The 24,274-nt window shown below is 43.8% G+C and carries 31 protein-coding genes; 6 read left to right on the forward strand and 25 right to left on the reverse strand.

The features are described from left to right. Nucleotides 1-30: 30 nt before the first annotated feature. Together ABD960_RS12600 and ABD960_RS12605 are read right to left on the reverse strand one after the other, a co-directional pair. The gene (locus tag ABD960_RS12600; RefSeq protein WP_345331511.1) at nt 31-351 is read right to left on the reverse strand and encodes a DUF6660 family protein; all 321 of its coding nucleotides are present in this window, start codon (nt 349-351) and stop codon (nt 31-33) included. Nucleotides 352-458: 107 nt separating this feature from the next. Then, complete coding sequence (locus tag ABD960_RS12605; RefSeq protein WP_345331512.1) at nt 459-1,211, reverse strand: hypothetical protein; 753 nt, start codon at nt 1,209-1,211, stop codon at nt 459-461. 121 nt (nt 1,212-1,332) lie between these two features. On the opposite strand from ABD960_RS12605, the gene ABD960_RS12610 reads away from it, so the two are divergent. Next, nucleotides 1,333-2,565, forward strand: coding sequence for an IS110 family RNA-guided transposase (locus ABD960_RS12610; protein ID WP_345331513.1), 1,233 nt, complete (start codon nt 1,333-1,335; stop codon nt 2,563-2,565). A gap of 128 nt (nt 2,566-2,693) precedes the next feature. Here the strand turns inward: ABD960_RS12610 and ABD960_RS12615 are convergent, their stop codons facing one another. The 3 genes from ABD960_RS12615 to ABD960_RS12625 are packed head-to-tail and all read right to left on the reverse strand — an operon-like array spanning nt 2,694 to nt 3,875. Next, a complete protein-coding gene (locus ABD960_RS12615; RefSeq protein ID WP_345331514.1) occupies nt 2,694-2,909 on the reverse strand; it encodes a GDCCVxC domain-containing (seleno)protein in 216 nt (71 codons plus the stop codon). A gap of 1 nt (nt 2,910) precedes the next feature. Continuing rightward, a complete protein-coding gene (merTP, locus tag ABD960_RS12620; RefSeq protein ID WP_345331515.1) occupies nt 2,911-3,519 on the reverse strand; it encodes a mercuric transport protein MerTP in 609 nt (202 codons plus the stop codon). Continuing rightward, nucleotides 3,516-3,875 (reverse strand): ArsR/SmtB family transcription factor, encoded by a 360-nt coding sequence (locus tag ABD960_RS12625; RefSeq protein ID WP_345331516.1) that lies wholly within the window; start codon nt 3,873-3,875, stop codon nt 3,516-3,518. The genes merTP and ABD960_RS12625 overlap by 4 nt, the downstream gene beginning before the upstream one ends. Nucleotides 3,876-4,320: 445 nt before the next feature. Between ABD960_RS12625 and ABD960_RS12630 the strand changes: the two genes are divergently transcribed. Beyond that, nucleotides 4,321-4,581, forward strand: a complete 261-nt coding sequence (locus ABD960_RS12630; protein ID WP_345331517.1) for a hypothetical protein — start codon at nt 4,321-4,323, stop codon at nt 4,579-4,581. 134 nt (nt 4,582-4,715) lie between these two features. Here the strand turns inward: ABD960_RS12630 and ABD960_RS12635 are convergent, their stop codons facing one another. The 10 genes from ABD960_RS12635 to dinB all read right to left on the reverse strand — a co-directional run bounded on the left by ABD960_RS12635 (nt 4,716) and on the right by dinB (nt 14,394). Continuing rightward, nucleotides 4,716-5,783, reverse strand: coding sequence for a DUF932 domain-containing protein (locus ABD960_RS12635; protein ID WP_345331518.1), 1,068 nt, complete (start codon nt 5,781-5,783; stop codon nt 4,716-4,718). A 4-nt stretch (nt 5,784-5,787) separates the two neighbouring features. Beyond that, nucleotides 5,788-5,961, reverse strand: a complete 174-nt coding sequence (locus ABD960_RS12640) for a hypothetical protein (RefSeq protein ID WP_345331519.1) — start codon at nt 5,959-5,961, stop codon at nt 5,788-5,790. Nucleotides 5,962-5,965: 4 nt separating this feature from the next. Beyond that, nucleotides 5,966-6,094 carry a hypothetical protein gene (locus ABD960_RS12645; RefSeq protein WP_345331520.1) on the reverse strand — a complete coding sequence of 43 codons (129 nt, stop codon included), beginning with the start codon at nt 6,092-6,094 and terminating at the stop codon, nt 5,966-5,968. Between the two features lie 63 nt (nt 6,095-6,157). Beyond that, a complete protein-coding gene (locus tag ABD960_RS12650) occupies nt 6,158-6,775 on the reverse strand; it encodes a hypothetical protein (protein ID WP_345331521.1) in 618 nt (205 codons plus the stop codon). Between the two features lie 666 nt (nt 6,776-7,441). Further along, nucleotides 7,442-8,215, reverse strand: a complete 774-nt coding sequence (locus ABD960_RS12655; RefSeq protein WP_345331522.1) for a hypothetical protein — start codon at nt 8,213-8,215, stop codon at nt 7,442-7,444. Nucleotides 8,216-8,309: 94 nt separating this feature from the next. Then, nucleotides 8,310-8,552: a hypothetical protein gene (locus ABD960_RS12660; RefSeq protein ID WP_345331523.1), complete on the reverse strand. Its 243-nt coding sequence runs from the start codon at nt 8,550-8,552 to the stop codon at nt 8,310-8,312. Nucleotide 8,553: 1 nt separating this feature from the next. After that, a complete protein-coding gene (locus tag ABD960_RS12665) occupies nt 8,554-9,651 on the reverse strand; it encodes a S1/P1 nuclease (RefSeq protein ID WP_345331524.1) in 1,098 nt (365 codons plus the stop codon). Nucleotides 9,652-10,040: 389 nt separating this feature from the next. Next, nucleotides 10,041-10,286: a hypothetical protein gene (locus ABD960_RS12670; protein WP_345331525.1), complete on the reverse strand. Its 246-nt coding sequence runs from the start codon at nt 10,284-10,286 to the stop codon at nt 10,041-10,043. A 4-nt stretch (nt 10,287-10,290) separates the two neighbouring features. After that, on the reverse strand, nt 10,291-13,233 hold the full coding sequence (locus tag ABD960_RS12675) for a DNA polymerase III subunit alpha (RefSeq protein ID WP_345331526.1): 2,943 nt from the start codon (nt 13,231-13,233) through the stop codon (nt 10,291-10,293). Nucleotides 13,234-13,236: 3 nt separating this feature from the next. Beyond that, the gene (dinB, locus tag ABD960_RS12680) at nt 13,237-14,394 is read right to left on the reverse strand and encodes a DNA polymerase IV (RefSeq protein ID WP_345331527.1); all 1,158 of its coding nucleotides are present in this window, start codon (nt 14,392-14,394) and stop codon (nt 13,237-13,239) included. 291 nt (nt 14,395-14,685) lie between these two features. On the opposite strand from dinB, the gene ABD960_RS12685 reads away from it, so the two are divergent. The 4 genes from ABD960_RS12685 (at nt 14,686) to ABD960_RS12700 (ending at nt 16,608) form a co-directional block, all read left to right on the forward strand. Continuing rightward, nucleotides 14,686-14,934, forward strand: a complete 249-nt coding sequence (locus tag ABD960_RS12685) for a hypothetical protein (protein WP_345331528.1) — start codon at nt 14,686-14,688, stop codon at nt 14,932-14,934. A 3-nt stretch (nt 14,935-14,937) separates the two neighbouring features. Continuing rightward, the gene (locus ABD960_RS12690) at nt 14,938-15,801 is read left to right on the forward strand and encodes an SOS response-associated peptidase family protein (RefSeq protein WP_345331529.1); all 864 of its coding nucleotides are present in this window, start codon (nt 14,938-14,940) and stop codon (nt 15,799-15,801) included. 72 nt (nt 15,802-15,873) lie between these two features. Then, a complete protein-coding gene (locus ABD960_RS12695; RefSeq protein ID WP_345331530.1) occupies nt 15,874-16,167 on the forward strand; it encodes a type II toxin-antitoxin system HigB family toxin in 294 nt (97 codons plus the stop codon). 75 nt (nt 16,168-16,242) lie between these two features. Beyond that, nucleotides 16,243-16,608 (forward strand): helix-turn-helix domain-containing protein, encoded by a 366-nt coding sequence (locus ABD960_RS12700; RefSeq protein WP_345331531.1) that lies wholly within the window; start codon nt 16,243-16,245, stop codon nt 16,606-16,608. 20 nt (nt 16,609-16,628) lie between these two features. Here ABD960_RS12700 and ABD960_RS12705 read toward each other — a convergent pair whose 3' ends face one another. From ABD960_RS12705 to ABD960_RS12750, 10 genes are read right to left on the reverse strand one after another with little or no spacing between them, the layout of a single operon-like run. Continuing rightward, a complete protein-coding gene (locus ABD960_RS12705) occupies nt 16,629-17,105 on the reverse strand; it encodes a hypothetical protein (RefSeq protein WP_345331532.1) in 477 nt (158 codons plus the stop codon). A 57-nt stretch (nt 17,106-17,162) separates the two neighbouring features. Then, entirely contained in the window at nt 17,163-17,930 is a 768-nt protein-coding gene (locus ABD960_RS12710) for a hypothetical protein (protein WP_345331533.1), read from the reverse strand. Nucleotides 17,931-17,964: 34 nt separating this feature from the next. Then, entirely contained in the window at nt 17,965-18,783 is an 819-nt protein-coding gene (locus tag ABD960_RS12715) for a DUF4138 domain-containing protein (protein ID WP_345331534.1), read from the reverse strand. A gap of 9 nt (nt 18,784-18,792) precedes the next feature. Next, the gene (gene traM / locus ABD960_RS12720) at nt 18,793-20,031 is read right to left on the reverse strand and encodes a conjugative transposon protein TraM (protein ID WP_345331535.1); all 1,239 of its coding nucleotides are present in this window, start codon (nt 20,029-20,031) and stop codon (nt 18,793-18,795) included. Between the two features lie 7 nt (nt 20,032-20,038). After that, complete coding sequence (locus tag ABD960_RS12725; RefSeq protein ID WP_345331536.1) at nt 20,039-20,374, reverse strand: hypothetical protein; 336 nt, start codon at nt 20,372-20,374, stop codon at nt 20,039-20,041. Between the two features lie 2 nt (nt 20,375-20,376). Next, on the reverse strand, nt 20,377-20,994 hold the full coding sequence (gene traK, locus ABD960_RS12730) for a conjugative transposon protein TraK (protein WP_345331537.1): 618 nt from the start codon (nt 20,992-20,994) through the stop codon (nt 20,377-20,379). Nucleotides 20,995-21,020: 26 nt separating this feature from the next. Further along, nucleotides 21,021-22,223 carry a conjugative transposon protein TraJ gene (gene traJ / locus ABD960_RS12735; RefSeq protein WP_345331538.1) on the reverse strand — a complete coding sequence of 401 codons (1,203 nt, stop codon included), beginning with the start codon at nt 22,221-22,223 and terminating at the stop codon, nt 21,021-21,023. Nucleotides 22,224-22,233: 10 nt separating this feature from the next. Further along, entirely contained in the window at nt 22,234-22,881 is a 648-nt protein-coding gene (locus ABD960_RS12740) for a TerB family tellurite resistance protein (protein ID WP_345331539.1), read from the reverse strand. 10 nt (nt 22,882-22,891) lie between these two features. Next, nucleotides 22,892-23,584, reverse strand: coding sequence for a hypothetical protein (locus tag ABD960_RS12745; RefSeq protein ID WP_345331540.1), 693 nt, complete (start codon nt 23,582-23,584; stop codon nt 22,892-22,894). Beyond that, the gene (locus ABD960_RS12750) at nt 23,571-24,254 is read right to left on the reverse strand and encodes a conjugal transfer protein TraI (RefSeq protein ID WP_345331541.1); all 684 of its coding nucleotides are present in this window, start codon (nt 24,252-24,254) and stop codon (nt 23,571-23,573) included. The genes ABD960_RS12745 and ABD960_RS12750 overlap by 14 nt, the downstream gene beginning before the upstream one ends. Between the last annotated feature and the right edge of the window lie 20 nt (nt 24,255-24,274).

The raw sequence follows: 24,274 nt of genomic DNA on the forward strand, positions 1-24,274 counted from the left end.
CCGTAACGGAGTAAATAAATAAGATTCGTATTAAGCTATTTGAGGCGGCTGCCAGACAGATACGCTCTGCGTAAGTAAGGCAGGGACATCAGGCTCACCAAAAGTTTGTTGAACCTCCTGCATAAAAATGCCTATAACAGGGTGGTAAGGTGTGATGGTCCTGACGGTCGAACAGCAGGCACACGTACAAAAGGGAGTACAGGTTTCCTTACCAGCCTTTTCATCTGCGGAATGACTTTTGGTTACAACTGTATGTGTTTTGACGAGATCCCCAAAGTCATCACTATCCCTGCAAGGCAAAACTGCCAGCAAGGTCAGGTAAAAACTAAAAAGGATCGCCACATACTTCATGGGCTACAAACTTAAGTCATAAAGTCGAGCTTTCCCAATCGATCAATTCATGTAAATGTTAATTTTTGTTAAACGTGTGGCAATATCATACGACGATAAATATAATTTTAACGGTTCTTTCGTGCTGCATTCGCCAGTGCCGCCGCAATCGAGAATCGTATCTGATACCATGTCCTTTTGGAAACTTTCATGATCCGCATCGGCTGATCCATCTTAATGGTAAAAAACATCACCTCGTCATCGATCCTTTTAGGATCAAGGTAAAAGGTATAAGCAAATTCATTGATATAGAATTTCACGATACCTTGTTTAGAGGCATCAACACCCACATAATCAGTTTGCACCTTCGCCGTGTCACATGTTAACAGAATGCAGGGAAATACCGTTTCGTCGACCACATCATCTTCGTATATGGCTCTTCTTACAAATTCCGCGGCATCGGGCGGTAACTTAAAGTTGACAAACAATCCATCGTCCGCAATACTAGCACGCCAAAGCAGCGATAATAGGAAAAGCTTAAATTTATGGTAATTGACATTCAGGCATTCAACAGCACCTATATCAGCTTTGAGGTGCAAGTGTTTAAAATCTTTGCTTTCTTTTAGATAAGGCTGACGATAAAGGGCATTACTGGCATATCGCTCCAGGCTTCCTAAAACTTCATTATCACAGGTGGCGCAAAGAATGTAACGTTCATGAGCACCTGACTGTACAGTTTTGCGCTGGTACGGGTAATCGGAGTTTACCACATGGATCTGGCCTTTTTCGTTAGGAATGCCCCGATACATAAAGTTCGGAAAGATGTGGGAGCGTTTGATCAGTTCTTTCTCCTTAAGGCAAAGTTTGCAGATACCTATCATTGCCGAAAGATATAAAATAAAAGCCCCTTCGCACTCGCTGCAGGGGCTTTCAACCTAAGTGATATGATTTGAAAAAACATCCAGGCTCATAAAAAGGTAGCTTCTAAAAAAGAGGATACTTATGAGAAAGGAAACAAACACAGATGTTCATATCATGCCGCAACTGGAAAAGGCTTGCGGACTGGACATGCACAAAGACAAGATCGTCGGGTTTATTTCATCTAAAGATGGCGGCGGTCAGGAGCTAAAAGAGTTTGGCACTTTTACGTGTGAGCTTAAAGATATTAGAGATTGGCTGATTCGGAACGAAGTGGAGCACTGCCTCATGGAAAGCACGGGTATTTACTGGATGAGTTTATATTCCATCCTTACCGAAGCAGGTATCAATGTTACTGTTGCAAACCCGGTTCACATTAAACAAATTCCCAAACGCAAGACAGATCGAAAAGATGCCCGATGGCTCTGCACACTGTTATTACATGGTTTGGTTCGTGCGAGTTTTATGCCGGATTGCGATCAGCGTATTTTACGTGATTACTGCCGCAGCCGGTTGTTTTATACGTGGCAGCAGACTAAGACACAAAACCGGCTTTTGAAGATATTGGAAAGCAATAACATTAAACTCCGGTCAGTTATCAGCACAATCCATACCAAAACAGCAATGGACATCATTCGCCTTCTTGCCAAAGGTATTACAGACAAGGAAGTATTACTGAACTGTTCGAGGGGTCAGATCAAACAAAAGAGGGATCGCCTGACTATGGCGCTGGAAGGCACCTTGCAGGAACATCATTTGATTCAACTACAGATGCTGCTTCAAGACTATGATCACGTACAGAAGCAAATAGTCAGGTTAGACGCTTTGATAGATAATATTATCAGCCGGCACTACGCACAAGCGGTAGAATGTTTAGATAGCATAAGCGGCATAGCCGTGAAGTCAGCTCAGATCATATTAAGTGAGGCAGGCAAGGACATGACTCGTTTCCCTTCTGCTGATCATTTTACCGCCTGGTGCGGAATCGCACCAGGTAACAATGAAAGTGCTGGTAAGCGAAAAGCTACCGGCGTCAAAAAAGGTAACACGTACCTACGCACAGCAATGGTTAGTGCAGCATGGGCGGCTGTCCGCATGAAGGATTCTTATTGGCATGCGTTATTCGATAAACTCCGTAAACGAATGAAAGCGCAGAAAGCTATCATGGCTGTTGCAAGACGGTTACTTAAAGTGGTTTACAAAACGCTGGAAACATTAACGTTGTACAAAGAAAAAGGGATTGCTCACTTTGTTGACTTGCAGGCAAAAGCAACGTTGTATTATAACGCGCAGCTATCATGGCCCCAACGCAATTGAGCATTCAACACACTAAAAGGACGGAAAAGGTAATAGAACAAATAGTCTGAAACCTAAGCTGCCAAATCTGTAGATAGCACCCAGGCTTGTTCACAAAGAACGCAGAGGAAACTTATTTTTTACGGATTTTAACCGCAACAAGATGAACCTTGTTGCATGGGCGGACATTTAACGGTCCCATAGCTACAGAATACACAGCAGTCTCCGGCAACCGGCTTTAGGTATGCATGGCAGTTTTCACATTCATAGAAGTACTGGCAAGCATCGGTGGGCATTGTTTCTTCTTTTTTGTGCCCGCATTGAGGACACGTCAGTACCGATTGTAATTGAATTTCTTTAACCATGTTATTTTGTTTGTGTGATGGTTGCGCGGTAACCGATCTGGTCAATTTTCTTTTTCAGGCTATCTGCCGAGGTTTTCTTTGGATCGTATCCAACCGTTGTCGTGGCCTTCTCAAATGATGTGGTTGCCTTCATAACGCCGGGTATCTTGGATAACTCGCCATCAATATGCCTTGTGCAATCAGCGCAGCCCATTCCTTTAACTGTAAACTTGGCCCATTGGATGTTACTTTGCTGGCTCAACGGTACCGCCGATTGCTTTGGCGAACCGTACAGGAACGACGAATAATATGGAAAGGCAATCAGGACAGCGGAAAGTATAGTAACAATAAGCAAGAACTTTTTGGATTGCCAGAACGATGCAGGTTTTGCCTCACAATCACATTCAACTGTTTTGGCCTTCTTACTTAATTGCTGATACCAGGCAAATGCGAATACTACGACGGTTAAACCGATAAGGTACGGTCGCGCCGGTTCTATCCAGGCAAAAGACGAGGCTATACTGCTGATGCCTCCTAAAAAGGCTATAACAGGAGTGATACAACATAACGATGCTGCAAACGCTGCAATCACTCCGGGTACCCAACTCTTATTTACATTGGCGCTTATCATACTGATTCTTTTAAAGGTGCTCGTAATAAATTAAATAGCGGAAGCAATCCTGCTGCGTTGGTAAGCGAATAGAAAATCGTCTGACCGCTTTTTCGGAACTTGATGATGCCTCCGTCTTTCAGCTTGCGTAAATGCTGTGAGACCGCAGGAATGGTCATCCCTAATATATCACTGAGGTCACATGGACAAAGCTCATTTTCCAAATGGAGCAGGAATAATATTTTTAGCCGTGCCTCATTAGCGGTTAATGATAACACCTGAGTCAGCTCCGTGAAAACTGATTGTTTCGTTTGGAGTACCTCCTTACAATTGTTGATCTGTGCTTCATCAGCAAAAATCCTGCTACATGTATTCATAACTTGAAATCAAGATACGAATATAAGTATTTAAGCAATTACTTAAATAAAAATTATTTTGATTTACATGCAGATTATTTTTCAGGAAGGGTTAGAGCTTTAAGAAAAAAGGTCTCCATGCACTCGCTGCTGAAGACCTTTACCTAAACCTTATCACAATAAGCTGCGAATGCAGCTTTGTTGATCTCAAATATATATTTTTTTGCCCATGCTTTTCCTCATGAAATTTTAAAGCGGCAAGAGTTTTTTAGAGGAACCTTATCACAATAAGCTGCGAATGCAGCTTTGTTGATCTCAAATATATATTTTTTTGCCCATGCTTTTCCTCATGAAATTTTAAAGCGGCAAGAGTTTTTTAGAGGAAACCTTATCACAATTAGCCGTAAGTTCGGCTAAGAATGCGGCAAACTAATAAAAAATCCGATCTTAGCCTAAAACCTTCACTATGGCTGCAACCACATATTCAGTCTTTTATCATTCACCAGGCGGCTTTTTTGTATGCCGTACCGATTTTGATAATCTTGAAGAAGCAGAAAATTTCCTGCAAACTAAGATCTTTATTTTTGACGGAGCTGAATTTCATTTCATGTTAAAAGATCGAAGATTTTTGGTCAAAGGCGAGCCCAGGGAGCGTACTGAAAAGTTTTACGCGGAGTCGATGAGATATGCGGTGGAGATACCCGCGTCGGAGATTAACAAGTCATAGGCGATGTACCACCCCCTGTTTTCACCAAAATCATCAATGACCCGAAAACAGGGGGCGTCCTCAAACGGGCGGGCGAAAGCCCGCCGTCCGGCAATTTTTGAAAACAAGGGGGATTGCTCCCCCTTATTCGTTACTTAGTTGTAAATTAAAGCTTCACCGCCATGAGCAGCAAAGTCACGGCAAAGGTTGAAAGCGGTTTGCGCCCTTTGTTTAGCCGTGCCGTCCATGATCGATTTAAATTTTGCTTCCTCGCTTTTGAAACTGCGTACGTTTTGGAAATAACCCGTTACCGCATTATACGCGCCGAACACTGTTCCTGCGGTCGTGTCAATTTGTTGGGTTGGGCTGCCTAAAGCGTATTCATAAACGCTGTCAACAATGTTTGTATAGTGGGTTGATAGCTGATCAAACTTGCCATCCGCTAAATGTCCTAAAACCTCTTTATTAGGCGCCATAGCGATTTGTATCAGCTTTTTTATTTCACTGTCAGTAATGCGGACTTTTGCCCACTGATTAAACAAGCCTTCCATTTCATGGCTCAACTCACGGCTGATGCCCATGAGCGTATGAGCTTGCTTCAATCGTTCGGCAGCAGATGCGGTATGCCGTATCTTAATTGCTCCTGAATGGTTACGCATGGCTGCGTTAAGCGTGTTGTTGCAAACGATCCTAATTGGAGTAAATGCTGCGGTTATACTACCTAAACCATCGTGTGAAGTGGTTAAAAAAAGGTATTGCTCTATCCAATCCTTCACGCCAACACGGATATAATCGGGCAGCTTGGCAGTAATAAACACCCTTTCGCCGTTTCCTAATGCGCCTGCGGTCTCGTATAAAATACCATCGCCCCCTCCGACGATTGCGTCAAAGAATGAAAAAGCATCACGGTTTTGTACTACTTCATAATCATTGCCAACCACCCCTAAAACCTGCTCGGTGTCTGCCCTGACGGTGGCAAAAAAATTAGGTATTGAAATTTCAGGTATTACAATATCGTCGCTGCCTTCGCCTAAGTGGTTAGCGGTGTCATACGTGAACAAAGGGCGTTTTTCTACGATATAGTCCAAACCTGCATGCTGTATTGCTTCGCTGCTGGTCGGGTAACGGTCAATAATCTGCCCTAAACCGTGCCAGGCTTTTTCCTTTACACTCATAAAGCTGTGTTTGCCTGTTCTTTGATTGAAATTTATCTGATGTGCCATTGCTTTAATTTTTAGAGGTTTTTGTATTTAATGGGATGATTTCGGTTTGTAACACTTCTACATTTGTCGTGCTCACTACTTCAACGGTGCTGGTTTGCAGTTCCGTGATAGCATCGTGTATGCTAGGGTGTGTGGTTTGGATGGTCACTTTCACCAATAAAAAAATCTTGTCTTCCATTGTCCTAAAATTGATAGGTGTTCAAAAAATCGCTGAATTCCATTTGAAACTGTGAGGGGTTCTCCTGCGCCAACTGTTCGGCGTAACCTTCCCAAAAAATCTGGTCGGTCAGTTCTATAAATTGCTCGTACATGGGAGTTGCTGTTTTAATGAGGTTTAAAAATGCCCCCGGCTATACACCGGGAGCAATACTTGTTCAGGCGTTCGGAAAAACAATGTTTGCCTCAATGTCGGCCAGTTTTTCATGGCAGGCATCAAAAATGAACTGTGCCACCATGCGGATAAGGTTTGGCGTGTTGGTCACGAATTCACGGCGTTTATCATCCTGAATAATGAGTTTGCAGCCTTGGTAAGGGTTGCTTTCCAGTTCGTCATTTTCTTCCTGTAGTTGTACCTCAAAATCCTCTAAGGTCTTGATACGGGCTATAAGCGCTAAACGCTGAATAGACAAGCGGTGCAGGTCATTTACCGATTTTAGAGTCTGTTCTAAATTGAGCGCAAACTTTTTAGGCTCAAATCTTACTTCTTCTGTTTTAATGGGCTCAGTTTGCACTTCGTCTTTCACTTCTTCGGTTGCTGGTAAGTTTGCAGGGTTAACGGGTTGGTTATCCACTGTAGCGGTGCCACTGGTCGCAGCCTGGGCAGGCGCAGCTTCCGCAGCTTGTGAATTTTCGGCGGGCTTTTCATCTGTAGTGTTTGCATGTTCTTTAGCTTCTTTGCCTGTCAGACTTGGGCGGTTTTGGGTTCTGTTCGCTTCGTTTGCTTTTGCTGCTGCACCTTGTACACTGTTCGCATTTTTTTCTGCTGTTTTCATCTTAAAAGATTTTAAAGGGTTAAAAATTTATTTTTCGTTTCCCTCTTTTCCCGAAGACTTCCCTTAAAAGCTATTTTTCAAAAGAAAAAACGGTAAAAAAGAAAGTCAAAAAGGCGGTCGTAAAGGCTGGGCGGGAGAACTATAAGTCCCGAAGGGTGGCCGCAGCATAGCGAAGGACATTATGCGTTCGTACGACCGGGCTGACCGATCTTGACGCCGCTTTTGTCCGTTTTCTTTGGAAAATAGCATCTTAAAAGCATCAGATATTTAGCAGTCTTTTAAGTGCAGAGTGAAGGCAAGCGAAGCTTTTCCCGGCGTAATGAAATGGAGCGGGTAAACGAGTGAAGTCCTGAAAGATGCTCTTAATAGGAATTTGATGCAGTTTTGTCGGATGGCGAATGCTTTTGCAGCGCGGGCAAAAATGCAGTAGCGGATCTTATTGCAAGGGATTTATAACAGTTTACCTGTCAGGGATTGAAACGGCATCCTTTTCATGGAAAAGATATAGTGTAAAGCCTGGCCGCAAGGGACAGCCAAGAGAAGCTTTATTTCAATCAAACAACCCGTCTGATCTATACCATAAATCAGTTAATTTGAAAGTGACACCTAAAAAAAATCCCCTTACAACACAGTAAGGGGATTGTTCAAGATTAGATTTTTCGAATGTTAATCAATTCCAAATTTTAACCGGTAGTCCGGATCGGTCGTATGCCCATAATAGAAAATTGGTTTAACTTCCTGTTTTGCAAAGCCTATAATACCCGCGATCCTGGGTAGTGTGATCTCAACCTTAGAATACCTTTGAGCCTTTGCGGAGTTAGTCGGATAATCAAAAACAACGCTGATCGCTGCACCTGTATCAGTTGTTCTAATATCAATGTCGGATATCCAATCCATTTCGCCAATATTATTTCCAAACATCCTAAATTCCGCTGCACGTTCTTCTACCAATGATCTTGCCGCCTCATGAAGTCCAGGCCATATTTTACCGGAAAACAGTTCATCGTTTACAATAGGTGCGTAAATTCCTTCAGCAAGGATGTGGCCGGGCGGAAGTCCTGGTGGCAGATCTGCTAAATCTTTAAGGCGTTGATCAATTAATGGAATCGACGGGTTAAGAACAAGAACATCCGCACTGCTCAGGTTACTGACCGGACATTGTTGATCTGCAAGTAACGCTGCGCGGGAACTATAGCCAAAATAGGCTGCTACCAATTCATGTGCATGCGTCGGTTTAAGCTTAATTCCGTAATTGTTTTGGGTAAATGCGCGTAAAGAATCTGCGCAAATCTTAGTGATCTCAAGTTTCATAGCAACTTTTGTTAATAGCAGCTTGACTTTTAAGTTGTCGAGAGTGTTTAAAGACAACCCTGCCAGCGGTTTAACAAAAAATTTGCTGTTGACTTGTCTATTGTATTTATTGCCTTGCCTTTCAGTCACTCACAACTGCGGAGCTTGCTCCCTGCAATGAAGGTAGCGACAATATTGAAGAAAGCAAAAAATAGTTTTGCCGAACAAACGTATTTCTAAATTATTAATTGCTAAGCTTGACAAGTTGGTCAGAAACAGCCTGCAATAATCCAGCATCAGTGGACGTGTTTGTTGAAAGCTTATCTGCTAACGCCCTATAACCACCTTCTTCATCCGGTTCAAAAACAAATGTATTCTCACCAACCAGCGCGACGATGCGATGAGTATAACCCCATGGCTCGAAACGTGCTTTCAATTCATATTCCGTACCGAGATAATTTACCAAAATGTTAAACGGCTCGTTCATTTTAAAACTTGATCTTAGTCGGATCGGTTATGATGATCTCCGGTTTACCTTTGTAATCGATCACTTCGCCTTCTACGGTAAGCGTCTTATTTTCAAGCTGGCTGCCGAATTCCTTAGCCTTGCCCTTTAGCGCGATGGTCAGCAACTGGTTGGGATAAGCCGCGCCAAGATTTACTAAAATCATGCTACCAATATCCCTGCTACTGAAAACTTTTCCTGTAACTACTACAGATTTTCCTATGCTATTTTTAACATCTTCCAATTTGACAACAGCTGGTATCGCTGAGGTCATAGCTGAAGTAACGTTATTAACGGTCGGTTTAACTTTCTGACCGGCTAACAGGCGATTCAATTCTCCGGCTAACCGGATACCGGCCTGATCGATCCGTTTACGAACTACTGAAATGTATCTCTGATAGTAAAGATCGTCAATATTTTGCCCTGGTTTGGCGTTCGCATATAGTTCTGTAGTGATCTGGTAGCTTTCCCATAGCCATTCTATCGGCCCATCGCTTTGCCACTTTTTAATTTCAGTTGGTGTGGCTACATCATATCTGCTAACAATATCTTCCTGGCTTAACCCTTCCTTATCAATTAGTTTGCTATCCCAAAGGCTATGCAGGTTAGTGCCCTTATTTTCGAAACGCAACTGAATAGTATTGCCACCTTTATCCTCCTTGCGGCTTACGTGCATCGGTTGATGCGCGTCGCCAACCAAATGGATGAGATACTTCATCGCCTCATTTTTCGCATCGGTAGATGCATTAGCATCTTTCAAAGTAGCTTCCGTCTTTAAAATAGCGGTGTAAACGTTATTGTCGCTTTCCTGTACGGCTTTGACAAAAGCATCCCTCGTAAGTCCTAAAGGCAAGTTGATGTAGTGCCAAGGTGCGGTTTTCGGATCGCGATTCTCATCTGCCCAAGTGCTCACATCTTCCATTTGTTCTCCCTTTAAGTAAGCCGATGCCACATAAGCGACACTTGCGTTTAGGTGTTTTTGTGCAATAGTAGCAACGGCCTTGTGACCTTTAAATCCCCAGGATATCAGCCCCAATGTTGCAAGGGCCAGACCTGTACTTAGAATCCTTGTTTTTTTCATAAACTGAATAATGGTGCAAGATCGCAAAGCTTGATAAATTCATCATAAAGTTTGCATTAAGGGCTTGCAGCCCCTTTGATGTATGTATTTATAAATATGGGGCTAATTGTTCAACCCTTGTAAATGGCCGTAAGCGTTGAACTTGATTGGCCTGTTGGTCATAAAATAACTCAACATAGAACGAGCCCAAACTGTAGCACTGTATCCAAAGTCCGTTGTCGTGTCGGTCGCCCAAGAAAGTACCCTTCCATACGATCTCGTATTGGTCGGTCTCACTCATGTGCATAAAGTCATATAATGTGATCACCATGCAAAATAGTAATAATCGCTAATCGGCTGATCATGATCTAGACGGACAAGTACAACTTTGGACTTTTTATACATTCCTACTATTGGGATAATTTTACTATTGACTTACCGAGTTTTTCATTAATTACAGCCATATAGTCCTCTAGAATTTCAGAGTTCAACATCTTGACATAACATCCGGCTTTGTCCTTGGTGATATAACCGCTGAACAAACCGTCGATAGAAATCATATAACTTGGTCCAGTTTCACCGGGCATTTTTTTTAAATCAAATTGTATCTCTACTTGCTTTCCTGCTATTTGCGTTGTTATTGTAAATCTGTCCATATCGTTAATCAATTACAGGATTGGTCAATATTTGAAGTTTAGCAAATTTTATCACTTCAATACTGGCGAAACCAAATTCTTCGACCACTTTACCATAAATAAGGTAGCAGCCTGCGCCATGAAATGGGTAGGTTTTAGTGGTGTTCGGAAAGTGTACGGTATCAAAAAAATTGCCTTCTTCATCGAGAAACGATCCAAACCACATGAGCTTCCCGGTCTTGGTACGTACCGTTTTCTCACAGACATAAAGGCCGACCATTTTGACGAGCTGACCAAGGTGATTGATCAGGTCATCTGCACCAATCTCGCCCCGGTAATCCGTTTGTAGCAAATCAAAATTCGACATACTTAAAGGAAAACCTAAGAGTTCCAGTTCGTGGTAGGCATTTTCCAGTTGAGTATTTACCAATACCGGCAGGCTATAGCTTTTTGCCTCTACAGCAAATAATTCCACCTCATTACTTGCTTTCATTTTGGCACCCAACAGCAGATGCACATCCCAAAGGAGTTCCTTTTTGCTTTTGCCCGTAAAGCGCAGAGCACCCACACGGATGAGGATAATCGCTTGTTCCAGGCCAATGCCTGTGCGTTTGATCAAGTCTTCCAGGCTTCGATACAAGCCGTTTTCCCTGCGCTCTTCCGGTATAAGGTTAATAAAGATGTCATTCAAACCATGAACACCTACAAACCCAAGGTAAACGTCAACGCCATTGATGTTAACAATACTATCGCTATTATTGACACAAGGCAAATGGACAATAGCTCCGGCTTTTCGTAGCTCGTGGATATATAAGGAACGGGTATAAAAGCCACCGTAATTGTTGAGTACCGCGACCATAAATTCTCTTGGATAATAAGTCTTAAGAAACAGGCTTTGATAGCTTTCTACCGCAAAACTGGCCGAGTGTGCCTTAGAAAAGCTGTACCCCGCAAATGAAGAGACTTGCCGCCAGACCTCAGCGACGATATCGTCAGGTCGGCCCAGTTTCTTTGCTTCTTCAAAAAAACGTTCGACGAGACGATCGAACTCTTTTTTTGAACGATATTTTCCGCTCATCCCACGTCTGAGTATATCCGCATCGGTTCCATCCATGCCAGCGAAATGAATACAGATCTTGATCACGTCTTCCTGGTAGACCATGACACCATAAGTTTCGCGCAGTTGTTCCTCCATTACCGGATGCAAATACTTCACACTATCAGGTGCATGGTGGTATTTGATGTATTCGCCCATCATACCCGAACTGGCAACGCCAGGACGAATGATGGAACTAGCGGCAACTAAGGTCAGGTAATTATCGCAATTAAGTTTCCTGATCAACTGCCGCATGGCCGGTGATTCGATATAAAAGCAACCAATGGTATTTCCACTTTTAAGCTGGGCGTTGACCTTTGCATCCTTCATAAAAACCTTAACCTGGTGGATGTCGATCTTGCGCTGCTGATTTTCTTCTACCAGTTTTACGGCCATCTTAATATGCCCGATACCCCGCTGACTGAGAATATCGTATTTATCAAACCCGATCTTCTCAGCTTCATACATATCCCACTGCACGGTAGGCATACCTTTTGGCGGGAGGTCAAGCGCTGTATAGTACGTTATCGGCTCTTCTGTGATGAGCACACCACCGGCATGAATAGAACGCTGATTCGGCATATCGGCCATCAACTCATAAATAGCCGCTATTTTCTTAAATGTTGGATTTTTTCGGTTCGCTTCTTCCTGCCTCGGGTCGGTAAAGCTGTCAATCTCTGTTTTCGGCAGGCCCATGACCTTACCGATCTCCCGAATGATACTGCGGTCTTTGAAGGTAGACATAGTGCCAAGCAGGGCGGTATGGTGCTTGTCATATCGTTTGAAAAGATAGTCCTGTACGTCTTCGCGTTCATCCCAGGAATAGTCGATATCAAAATCCGGTGGCGAAGTACGTTGCGCATTTAAAAACCTTTCAAAATACAAATTGAGTTCAATTGGGTCAACATCTGTTATCTTCAGACAATAGGCAACAATACTGTTTGCGCCTGACCCCCTGCCAACATGGTAGTAGCCCTGTGAAGATGAATAACGGATAATGTCCCAGGTAATCAGAAAATATGCGCAAAAGTCCAGTTCATCGATCACCTTCAATTCATGTTTGACCTTTTTGAGGGCGACTTTATTGCTTTTACCGTAGCGATACTCCAAACCCTTCATCGCGAGTTTTTCCAAAAGTTCGCGGTCATTCTCCCTGCTGCCGGTAAATGTCCGCCGGTTCAGATTGATCCGGCCCTTGGGAAAGTCCATCACGCAACGGTTCATCAGATTGCGGGTGTTGTCCAGAATAAAAGCATAACGGGAAAATTTCGCTTCCATCTGGCCTGGCGGCAGGAACATATCAGTCGGTTTACACTTATCTTCAGGCTTAATCATGGTAAGCACCATGTTTAGGTCAATGCTTCGCAGGTACTCATGCAGCCGATACCCTACTTTATCCAGTACAACGACGGGCTGTAAGGCAACCAACTTATCTTTGATCGCTGCCAGATCACAACCATACAGCTTATTGAGTTCGTCAAAACGAATTCCCAGGTATTCATTTCCCTTTAACGCTGCGGTATAGCTATACGGATAAATGATAAAAGCATTATGAAATATAGGTGCACTATCTGGCAGCGGCCTTTTTTCCAAATTATGCTCACTTAAAAACTCATTCAATTCACGCATGCCTTCTTTGTTCTGCGCAATGCCGATGTACAGCAGCTGTTTGTCCCTGCGGAACTCGATGCCGCCGATGGGTTTGATCCCTTTTTGATCGCATTCCCGCATGAACTCCATTACGCCTGTAGAGTTATTGATATCGGTTAAAACCATTTGCGTAATACCGCGTGCTACTGCTTCTTCTACCAATGTAGGGATCGACATCGTCCCAAAACGGAGGCTATATTGTGAATGGACATTTAGATACATAGCCTATAAGTTTAGATCAATAACTGAAGCCAATTTGATTGAACCAGGGCCAAAGCGACGCCGAATTTTATCCATCGCCTGGCAAAGGCTATACTGCTCTTCTGACTCCGAATAGAGGTCGATCTGTTCGAAGCCGCTAACCAGGTTAGACAGGCGAACGCCAACCAGCCGAATCAGTAAACGTTTTTGATAAAGCTGCTTAAACAATTCTTTTGTTTTGCCGATCAACACGCTGTCCAATGCAGTATAAGGTATGCGGGCCTGTTTGGTAACTGTTTCGAATGTTGAATAACGAATAGTCACCGTCACACACGCGGTCTGCTTTTTGGTCTGCCGCAATTCAAAAGCGAGATCCATAACCATGGACGTCAGTAAGTAATTAATATTCTGCACATCGATGCTATCATTGTTGAACGTGGATTGTGTACCGATACTTTTTTGTTCGTGATAAGGTACAACCGGGGATTCGTCGATCCCTTTCGCTTTCTGTAACAGCCATATTCCGTTCTTTCCTAAAATACTGGTCATGTATTCCGGGTGCACCTGGGAAAGCGTATGAATACTTTTGATACCCATATCACTCAGTTTGATGAACGTCTTTTCACCCAAACCAGGAATTTTGCGAATCGAGAGCGGATTTAAAAAGGACTGAACACCTGGACGGGCGACACTTAGCTCTCCATTGGGCTTGCATTCGTTCGTCGCCATCTTGGACACCGTTTTGTTGACCGATAAACCGAAAGAGATCGGCAAACCTGTTTCTTTGATGACTTTTGCCCGTAATTCTTTGGCGTAGCGGAGGGTGCCGAAGTGCTTATCCATGCCGGTCATATCGATGTAGTGTTCGTCGATACTGGCTTTTTCTAAAAGTGGCACCTGTTCCTGGATGATCTCCGTGATCTCGTGGGATGCTTTTGAGTATTCATCCATATTACCACGTATCCAAACGCCTTGCGGACATAGCCTGCGGGCAAGCCGGGCAGGCATGGCAGAATGCACACCGAATTTTCGCGCTTCATAACTACATGAAGCAACCACTCCACGGTCAGATAAACTGCCAATGATCACCGGTCTGCCCACTAAACGAGGGTCTTTCCTTACCTCGACGGACACAAAAAATGCGTCCTGGTCCATGTGGATAATTTGACGGTCGGCGCTCATGATAGTTCACAGTTATTACATTGCTGTTGGTTGAAAAATTTTGTTTGTTACGGCCAGCATCCGGCGTTAGTTCACGCCCCCATGACCGTCGTCAGATATGCAACAAAACTAATGCTAAAAATATTAGCAATTCAAGGCTTTTTTGAATTATTTTTGCACAGCTATTTTTAGTAAATAATAAATACTTGATTGAAAAGCCGATACGATGAGCGATCTCGTATAATACTTTTTATATACGGCATGCCACCGGCTGTTCAGATTATTGGAAAAAACTTTTTAATTTTAGGTAAGATGAGGGCAATAGAACCACCGTTTGCAATTCAATACAAAGGCAACTCGGCTGAGGTCACTGAAGTCGAGATCCGAAGCAGGCGAATATTTCGCCTTCAATTCACGGATGGTAAAAAGCCATTGACGATAACGGTTGCACGGGACAATAAAGAAGTAAAATTTTGGACATCCATACCGGAAGGCCGTCAGGAAGAAGCCGAAGAGGTTGGCAGGTTAATTGCCGAATTTATCAGAAATAAAAAAAATTAAGCTATGTGTTATTATAACGGACAGCGCGTTACCAGAGCGGAATACATCGAGCTAAAAGGCCTGGAAAAACCGGTTAAAAATTACGATTTCTTAAATGTAGGCGTGCATAATGGATTTAATTATGCGCCATGTGCTATCCTGATCCCAACAGAAGACGGGCGGGATTTTGAGATCGTCCAAGCCGAATGGGGTTATGTACCCGGTTATATCAAGACCCGTGCTGAGGCTAATATATTTCGTGCAAAGTACACCACATTGAATTTTAAAGCGGAGAACCTGTTCGTCAAGGAAGACGGCAAACGCTCTATGTGGGCTGATGCTGCCGTAACCCGCAGGTGCCTGGTACTTTCTACCGGCCTGGTGGAATCCCGTCATATACCAAAGATCGGCAAGAAAGGTCAGCCGCTTAAAGAAATGATCAAATACCCTTATCAGGTAGGAGTAAAAGGGCAGGAATATTTTTGGTTTCCCGGCCTCTACAATGAGTGGCTAGATCCTGAAACAGGCAAGTGGGTCAATACAGTAGCGTTTGGCGTGACCCAGGCTAACGAATTGATGAAGCAAATACACAATTCCAAACTGCGAATGCCAACCTTCTTGACAGACGATCTGGCTTGGGAATGGATGATGACCAAACCGGTTAATGGGAAACTAACTCCCGCAATTGAAGCCAGGCTTTCGGAGATCGCTTTAACACAGATACCGTCACGTTTACTGGAAGCTTGCACCATAGACCGAAGCTACCGCACTGCCCTGGAAGCCACCCCAATTGATTACCCGGAACTTGCACCGTTGGACATGACCTATGTTGACTCGGAAGAATTGCTGTTCGATCATTGGCTCAAGTTACAACCAGCAACAACGTAACGGGACATAGCTATTATTTACTGTTTTTAGAATTTCTAAATTTTTTTTAGATTTGTAAAACAACTCGCGATTATGGTTGTCATCAGCTATGGTACTTTACGAGACTTCTTTGACATTCACGCGGATGCTAAGGATGCTTTGAATAACTGGTATCGGTTGGTGAGCCAGGCGGACTGGGCTAACTTTCACGAGGTAAAGTCCATGTTCAATACGGTGGACGCCGTAGGTAATGACCGTTTTGTTTTTGATATCCGGGGAAATCGTTACCGCATTGTAGCGATGATCTTCTTCGATATCAGAACGGTTTATATTCGTTTTGTAGGAACACATAAGGAATATGACCGGATCGATTGCTCGACGATCTGAGAGAACGGGCACCATAAACCGCCTGTGGAGAAAGGCGGCAGAACATTCAACGAATCTTTTTGATCAACGGAACTGATGAAAGAGATAAAAAATGAGGCCGATTACAAAGATGTAATGGCTAAGATAGATGGCCTGATGGCCAAGGGAAGCGATAAGGTTTCCAAAGATGAGCTTGCAGAGATCCGTTCTATGGCACTGGCTGCACAAAGTTACGAGCAGGCTAAGTATGTGATCGAGGCACCTACGACTATCGTAGGGATGATCGAGATGCGTATGTTTGAAATGAAGCTGAAGCAACGTGACCTGGCTCAAAAGCTTGATGTCAGCGATGCCAAGCTTTCTCTGATCATGAACGGCAAGCAAAAGCCGGATGTTCCTTTTTTAAAGGCAGTTCACACCCAACTTAATATTGACGCCAACTTTCTTTTAGAGCATGCTTAACGGGAGCTAAGACAGTTTAACTACAAATCAACATAGCTCTTTAGTTCCCTCCAAACGTCCTGCTCGGGTATTTCGGTTTTATCAACGGCCGTATCATCCCAAAGTTTAAGCTCATCATCAATAAACCGATAGAGCTTTCTGATACCGACCTCGTTACTGACAAACACATGGTTGATGCCTTCTTTTTCTAAATAGTCCTCCCAGTAGCCGTCTGAACTAAGGGGCTCGACATATACGTCATCATCAATATCCTGGTCAAAGGCAAACCGAAACCCGGATACTTGCTGTGAAGGATTACCGTCAGCCGGATCATTTAAAACGGTCGTTAATCGAAAATGCATTGCCGGGTAATGGCCGACGCTGTACATGATCTCCACTTTTTTTAAACTTCTGGCATTGAGTTCTAAAACACCATAGGTAAGCATTTCCACCAGTTTCAACCATTGCTCCTCTGATACCTTTAGCAATACTTTTTGGGCTTCATCTAATGTTTTCATCGTAAAGTATCTATAAGTAAACAGCAACAGGCCAATAATGACCTGTTGCTTATTATATTAAACACTCATTTTGCTTTTACGCGACTGCTTTTTTTTTGGCAGTTCCTCCGAGGACTGCGCACGAGACTTTAAGCTTTTTGCTGCTTTGGTGCTTGTACCTAACAGTTCTTCGCGTTTGATCTTCTTCATCTGATGGTCGTAAAGATCAACGGTCTTGAACTGCGGGTTAGCTGCAATGAAATACTTTTTCTCGCCATCGCCGGATGCAACAGTGATCTGCTGCGCATTTCCTTTTTTCAAAGAACGATATAGATCATCTTTTGCTTTCGGGTCTTCCAGCTCTTTGATACCTTTTCCGGCGATCACCTTTTCAATATCATAACCATAATTTTCGTGATAATGCTTGATTTTCTTATTACCACTTTCGGTCAGGTTTTGGTTGTCAAGGGTTAGCCAGGCCTGGTATTTTTGATTTTCCAGGTTCGTGAGCTGTTTATGGACAGAACGTCCCTCCATCAAGTTAAAGGCTTCTTTAGCCGTAACGCCGTTTCCTTTATTAATGAAGAACGTTTGGCTAACCTCTTTTGCAGCGTCTTCATGCCGGATGTGTGCATCGTACTTATTAAAAAAGTACATGTCCTGGTTGTCGCCTGCTTTGAAATAGAGCGTGTAGTCGACGGTCTTTTGATTGAACTCGTGGCTTAAGCCTAATCTGAACTCCGGCGTTTTAGCTTCCATTTCCTTGTCAAGTTCCGCATTTACTTTTTCTCCAAAACCGAGATTCAAAAGACTTTTTTTCAGGAATTCTGAATTTTGTGTGTTCATAACTGTATGAATTAAATGGTTAATTAAATGATTGTTAATTAGCGGCAAGCGTCAGCGCAGCCCGTGTTGGTACAGGAAGGACTTTGATGTCGTTCAGATCGTCCTGCCTGATCTGTAAATAAAGATGCCGGTTACCCGAACGCTCGTAAACTTCGATGAATAAGGCCTCGTCGTCTGAGAGAGAAAACCGTTTAAAGGCAAACACCTTGGCAACTTCATGGTCTTTCGTCACGGCTGTACGATTTCGTAACGTGCTGTAAAGCGGCACGATCTCTTGTTCATGAGTTGCCATTCGGTCTACGGTTTTGCGGTCACGGATATAGAAACGGACAAAATCAATCCCGTAAGGCAAGTTTGAATGATTACGCAGATCAAGCCGCAAATAGATCCGGTTACCCGCAAGTGAAACTTTGTTGATCCAGGCCTTGATACCGCCCGTTTTCTCATGGGTTGCGACGTTAGCACGTTTTCCTGATGCTAATTGCTGCGCGATAATCTCTTCGGTATTTTCCGGCTCGTTATTTACAACGGCACGAACAAGCGTAGTACCATAATCAATCCGTCGCCCTGCTCGTCCATAAGAATAAGCTACCGGAATGCTATAGACCTTTTTGGTGCTTTGATCCTGAACACGGAGTGTACCAAATTTGCTATTTGAGGTTACCGCTTTGATCGTCAGCACCCCATTGCCTTTGTCAGTTACCACATACTTGCTGTTTTGGCTGCCGAGCACTTTAACCAGCCTTGGAAAAAATAATGCGGTAGCTTTGTCTTGGCTTACATAAGCAGTATCCTGCGCAAACGCTATCTTCACTATCAACGCAAGGAAAAATATGACTGTTAGTGTTTTCATATCACCTCCTTAATTATCCCGGTCATTACTGTCTTTAAGCAGAACTTCATACCCGGCTTTAACTTTAACCTTGATCTGTTTCACTTTTCTGCCGAATAGCCCCTTGGCAGCTTCAATACCTGCCCCGGCTGCTTGTGCGCCTAAAGACTGATCCATGGTCATCAGCTGCATGGAACTTACGGCGTTGCCCATCCCGTTCTTAGCAGCATCACGGCTGATGGAACCGGGTACATACAAGCCTTCGAGGCCATCCAGATCATACACGGTCAAGGCGACTGGCAAGATGTTATTCAGGTAGCGTATGCTTGCGATCTTAATGTCCAGTCGTTCGTTATTCAAAGCACAAGTGCCATAAACAAAGCTGCCTTTGGGAATCATTTTACCTTTAACATAAATCCCGTCTACCAGCCGCAGTTTAACTACCGCACCGCTAACCAGCGTTTGATCTTCGTGAATGACGGCCTGGATGGTATTCCCTTCCGCATTTTCACCCTGAGCAGTTTTGTTGCTCGCATACCTAACGTTGGACCCTTCACCATATTCGTCGGTGTCGTCGCTTACGGCAGTTACCGCATAGACACGGTTACGATTTTTCAGGGAGCGGGCGCGAAGGATGTTATCGGAGTTGCCGGGATTTTGAATATCATTGATCTGCTGAAGCATGCGGCTGAGCTGCTTCATTTCCGGATCTTCGCCGTTGCCGCTGTTCATAGCAGCCATCATCATTTGCAATCGCTTAACCTCTGTACCCGAATTTGACTGCGGCTGATAACCGCCCGTTTGTACCGGTGACGAAGACTGATTGAGCTGCGTATTGATCTGTGCAAGTTTGGCCTGAATTTTGGCTTCATTAGGATCAATCGACGTTAGTTCGCCTGATAAAGAAGGGGTGTTTTGCAGTTCACCTTGTGAAGCCTGCTGTTCAGCAAAGCCCATCGAACTAACGAAGTTTTGGCTTACGCTGCCCGCAGCGGAACTGTCCAAGTTCTTCGCAGATGTTTGATAGACACCCATTTTATCCTGATCACTACCATTTTTAAATTGAGCTTGAGGTAAAGTAGTATTCAGCCCTTTGACCGCCGCTTGTTCGCCGGTCATACGGCTACTGTTCCGTCCGCCACCCAACGCCCAAAAGGCCATCGTTAGAAAAGGAAAGATCAATACCGGTATCATCATTAAAAATTTACGCTCTTTCAGAAATTCGGGAGCGTGGGCAAGCGGATTGCCTGGTTTCTGTGTTGCTTCCATGATCTAATCATTTTTTGGTTAATGAATCTTTTAATTGTGCATCCTTTCTTCCAGAGAAATTGACGTCGGATGCCATGCCGATATGTGTTGCAGGTTTATAGGATTGATGAATGGCAGGTATCGTATAAGAGTTGGTAAATAGCCCGGCTAAAAGGATGGCTATTGTGATGGCCATGATACTCAATAGCACGAGCTTTTGCTTACGAGCGCTGTAGGCATTGAACCGCCCAGCGATTGCTGTTGCTATTTTAGCTTGAGCGCTTAATATAAAGGCTGAGAACGCTTGCGCTATTTTGTCATTCATCGCGATGGATGAGCTGTTATCATTACTGCGTGTTTTCATGGCTATTGATGTTGAAGAGTGGTATCCCTGTTGGCTAACGTTTCCCAATGCTGTATCAGGAATCCATGAGGGTTATTATCTGAACGTGCCACATTTCGGAGATAACCCTGGGTAACGAGACTGCGATTGATCGTAGATGTAGCGCGGATCAGCTTTTGCGTAGCAAAGCATTTGAAGTAATAAGGATACTGATCGATGTCGAGTTGAACACTGTCCACCACAACCTGCTGGCTGATATTACCAGAAATCAGGTTGTTATAGTAGCTTTTTTCCTTGAGATCGTTGTACTGATTTTTGGCGCTTTCATCGGCCAGGTACAATGCTTTTCCGATATTCGCATTGATGACCTTTTCATCAGGGTCAAGTGTGAAAAAGTAGTGGTGGAACATTTTGATGTGATCCCGTGCTTCTACCGGGATATTATCTTTCCGGTCTGCGGCAAAGGCTTCTAAAGCTTTACCATTCGCTAATACGTAGATGTGCCTGCCGGCCAGGTCTGCTGCCTGGTAACTTTTATAAAGTGCAAAACAGGAGATGATCGTACAGGCGGCTATCAGGAAGTAACTAAAAAGCTTCACATGCCGGAAGGCCGTTTCAATATTTTTGAGGTGTGTAAACATAGCTTTTAAAATTTATCGTGAACTACTTAATTACCATTGATTCGAGCAGCCTGATGGTTAGCTGGCTGTGATTTTGATTCCTGGCCCGCACTGTTCCAGCCGCTCATAAAATCGCCCGGTGCATTGCTCAAATTAACTGCACCGTTGACCATCCGTTCGCCTGTTTGAGAACCAGCCGCCATAGTGGTATTGGAACTGCTGATGACCAGTGCATTCACTTTCTGTAGCAACCCATGGCCGCTACCTGTATTGACAATGTAATTGGCTACGCTGGGAACGGTGAAGTAGCCTATGATCCCGATGATCAGGAAGATCAGGTATGCGGTGTCTGTTGAACTGAAAAAGGTATCACCGGCTGACTGTACCTGTGAAATATCCAGCTTAAGCATATTTTCCTGCACTTTGCCGATAATGGCACCGAATATATTTGCCACCGGTAACCATAGGAATACATTGATGTATTTAGCCAGCCAGACCGTTAATGTGCTTTGAAAACCGTCAAAAACAGCGAGCCCGAAAACTATTGGCCCGAGGATAGCCAGAATGATCAGGTAAAACGTACGAATGGTGTTGATACATAATGCGGCGGCTTCGTAAAGCACCTGTAATACTTCACTCATCCACTGTTTGACTGTATTGCGAAAATTGTAAGACGCCTTGGCCATAGCGAATTTCATATCATTGCCGACGCTTGCTAATACACCTTCATTTGCTCCAGTAGGATCATCAGGATGGGTGTACTTATACCATTTATCCCGATCTCCATCACCATCTGTACCGACATACATTTGCCAGGTATCTGTCTTTTCAACGGCTTCCTGCTTGGCTTTTAACAAGGCTGCAATTGCAGCATCAGAGTTCTGTACCATACCGCCGGTTGCGTTTACGGTAGGCTGCATAATGCCGTTGATGATCGCAATGACCGTGGGAAACAACAGGATTGCCAGGCCAAGTGCAAAAGGGCGCATCAGCGGGTAAAAATCTATAGGTTCAGCCGCCGCAATTTGCCGCCAAACGCGGCTGCCGATATACCACAATGCGCCGAATCCCGCGATTGCCCTGCCTACGCCGATCAAACCGCTGCACATGGGCAGCATATCATTGTAAACGCCGTTCAATGTTCCCTGCAATCCCTGGATGTTATCTGCAAGTCCGGCCGCGCTGGAAAATAAAGGGAAAAAGATTCCCGTTACCGCAATGAATGCGGTTAAAAAAGATGCCTTTTTCATAATAATTGAATTAGTGATTTATCCCGTAAAGCTTTTTTAATGAGATCGCATCGCCGGTTTCCTTCGTTCGCTGCAAACTGAGCATAACACCGTTGCGGTTGAAGTATCGTAAAAACTGAAGCTTATCCGTCGAGTTTGCATATATACGGTCTATCGCTCTGATCCTTTCGTCATCGGTCATCCTCAATTTAGAAGCGGTCAGAACATTAGTTAGCTCATTAATATTGTCAAGGCTTTGCTTTACCAGACCACTATACACCTTACCCATGTAGTCCAGTTCGCCTGCGGAAAACGATCCACTTTGTTTAAAGCGTGTAAATGCCTTTTTGTATTCACTAAGCAGATTGGCCTGCTGAGAGATAATCTCAGCAACTCTGCCGTAGTTCTTGACAGCCGGACTGATCTGAAGCAAGCCGTTTAGATACACATCATGCAGACTGAAGTTTCCTTGGGATAGCGATGATATCGTGGTGTAGCCCTTTTGATAGATCTGATATCCCGTCTTCATATCTGAAAGGATGCTCTTCAGCTGGGTAAGCTTTTCTATGTTCAATAACAACTGCTGTAATTCCTGGCCCTGCGCCTTACATACCTGAGTATGCGAGATAATTGCTACAGTAAATCCTGTCAATAAGAATGCTTTAATGTGCTTTTTCATACCCTTGATGTTATCGAATACCAAATATGTATTTGCTGGTTTCCAGATTGGTGTTTTCTTGCTGCTTCTGAAGTCCATAAACCTTGACCTTGCCTGCGAAGTCGGCAATAAACCGGTAATTGCTCTGCATCGCCAGGTGAATGCTGTTCAATCGTTTAATGCGTTCATCATCAGTCATGGTCAGTTTACCGTTTGTAAGAAGAATTTGCAGCGCGGTGATCTGTTCATCGCAGTCCGCAAGCAACGCTTGTTTGACTCTACCTACGTAATGCTTTTCCTTCGTTGACAGGTAGGTTACCTGATCGAGACCGTTCACTGATCTTAGAATATCTCTTTGCCACGTTAGAATATCATTTACCTGCGGGTGATTCTTTACTACTGCATTGACGGATTTTAACTTAATGTAGTAGGACGTGTGCAAACTGAACTCTTCTTCTAATGACCCGGTGATATAACCTAAACCTCCGTTAGCAATTTTGTAACCTTGCTTCAAATAGCCGGAGTAAACCTGTAAAGCTGCTATTTGCTGAAGCAGGTATTTCTTTTGAGTTTTCTTTTGGGAAAACCATTCAGCAAAGGTCTGCGCATGTGCTTGTGAAACCCATAAAGAAGCGGCGGCGGTCACCAGCGCATAGGCTAACAATGCCTTGCTCTTCCGGCTGATATCATCAGCCCGGCGCTTTAACTGGTTAATTGATTCCATACAACTCCTTGATTGATTTCGTATCTGCAAAGTCACGGCTTCGTTGTAAACAGATCCGAACGTTTTGATTGTTGAATTGCTGCAAGTCGTTGTAATTTATATCCAACTGGTCGCTTGCATGATTAATGAGTTCCAGCCGTTCAGCATCGGACATTTGTGTTTTGAAGCTATTGATAACCAATAAGATCTGGTCAAGGTTCTGAACGCTGGCGTCTAAGATCCCGCTGTAAACCTTCTGCATGTAATTGATCTCTTCCGGACTGAAGTGGTTGTCTTTTTGAAACAGTCCCCAAGCCCGCTTGTACTGACCGACCAAAGCGGCCTGTTTCAAAGTAACATCTTTGATCCGCTGGTAATAAGCAATGGTGGATTTGACCTTCCATAACTCTGTATAGTAGCCGCTGTACAATTGCTTTTGGTTTTCTGTCCAGCCGGATATCTCCGTAAGTTTAACTTTAGATAGCTCGTTTTCTAACACTTTCTGTGCATTCTGCAACCAAATGGTCTTGTTCTGCATCCGCTGCACTTTAAGGTCAATGGCCTTGATCACTTTTTTAACAGTAAGCTTGATCACTTCTGCTACCACAAACTGCGCATTAGCTTTTGGGGCTGTGAACAATAACATTATCAGGGCGATCAATATCGCTGGTCTTACCTTAAAATTTTTCATAAAAAGTCCCCCTTACCCTC

The sequence above is a fragment of the Mucilaginibacter defluvii genome, assembly GCF_039543225.1.
GTDB lineage: Bacteria > Bacteroidota > Bacteroidia > Sphingobacteriales > Sphingobacteriaceae > Mucilaginibacter > Mucilaginibacter defluvii.